Raw genomic sequence first — 1,198 nt, 5'->3', positions numbered from 1 at the left:
GGGCCTTCCCGAGAGTGGTAAAGGAGAGGCCTTGGAAATACCCCACAGCCCCGAAAAAGAGCCAGTCAGTTGCTTAACTGACTGGCATTACAGCCAAAGTATGGGTTTTAGGGGATGCGGTCGTAGATCTCTTGCCAGAATCAGACGGGCGCCTACTGCCTTGTCCTGGCGGCGCGCCAGCTAACGTTGCGGTGGGAATCGCCAGATTAGGCGGAATAAGTGGGTTTATAGGTCGGGTCGGTGATGATCCTTTTGGGGCGTTAATGCAAAGAACGCTGCTAACTGAGGGAGTCGATATCACGTATCTGAAGCAAGATGAATGGCACCGGACATCCACGGTGCTTGTCGATCTGAACGATCAAGGGGAACGTTCATTTACGTTTATGGTCCGCCCCAGTGCCGATCTTTTTTTAGAGACGACAGACTTGCCCTGCTGGCGACATGGCGAATGGTTACATCTCTGTTCAATTGCGTTGTCTGCCGAGCCTTCGCGTACCAGCGCATTTACTGCGATGACGGCGATCCGGCATGCCGGAGGTTTTGTCAGCTTCGATCCTAATATTCGTGAAGATCTATGGCAAGACGAGCATTTGCTCCGCTTGTGTTTGCGGCAGGCGCTACAACTGGCGGATGTCGTCAAGCTCTCGGAAGAAGAATGGCGACTTATCAGTGGAAAAACACAGAACGATCAGGATATATGCGCCCTGGCAAAAGAGTATGAGATCGCCATGCTGTTGGTGACTAAAGGTGCAGAAGGGGGGGTGGTCTGTTATCGAGGACAAGTTCACCATTTTGCTGGAATGTCTGTGAATTGTGTCGATAGCACGGGGGCGGGAGATGCGTTCGTTGCCGGGTTACTCACAGGTCTGTCCTCTACGGGATTATCTACAGATGAGAGAGAAATGCGACGAATTATCGATCTCGCTCAACGTTGCGGAGCGCTTGCAGTAACGGCGAAAGGGGCAATGACAGCGCTGCCATGTCGACAAGAACTGGAATAGTGAGAAGTAAACGGCGAAGTCGCTCTTATCTCTAAATAGGACGTGAATTTTTTAACGACAGGCAGGTAATTATGGCACTGAATATTCCATTCAGAAATGCGTACTATCGTTTTGCATCCAGTTACTCATTTCTCTTTTTTATTTCCTAGTCGCTGTGGTGGTCGTTATACGCTATTTGGCTGAAAGGACATCTAGGG

2 protein-coding genes and 1 pseudogene are annotated in these 1,198 nt (G+C 50.3%); all 3 read left to right on the top strand.

The annotated features are described in order from the left end of the window. A partial coding sequence (locus ACUU1M_RS20215) for a hypothetical protein (RefSeq protein WP_223688586.1) occupies positions 1-77 on the top strand: 77 nt, incomplete at its 5' end. 9 nt (positions 78-86) lie between these two features. Beyond that, entirely contained in the window at positions 87-1,001 is a 915-nt protein-coding gene (locus ACUU1M_RS20210) for an aminoimidazole riboside kinase (RefSeq protein WP_152029080.1), read from the top strand. A gap of 71 nt (positions 1,002-1,072) precedes the next feature. Continuing rightward, positions 1,073-1,147: pseudogene (locus tag ACUU1M_RS20205) on the top strand (hypothetical protein); the annotation flags it as partial. Positions 1,148-1,198: the final 51 nt, after the last annotated feature.

It is taken from the genome of Shigella sp. SIG6, assembly GCF_053555815.1.
This window is presented reverse-complemented; position numbering and strand designations above follow the sequence as displayed.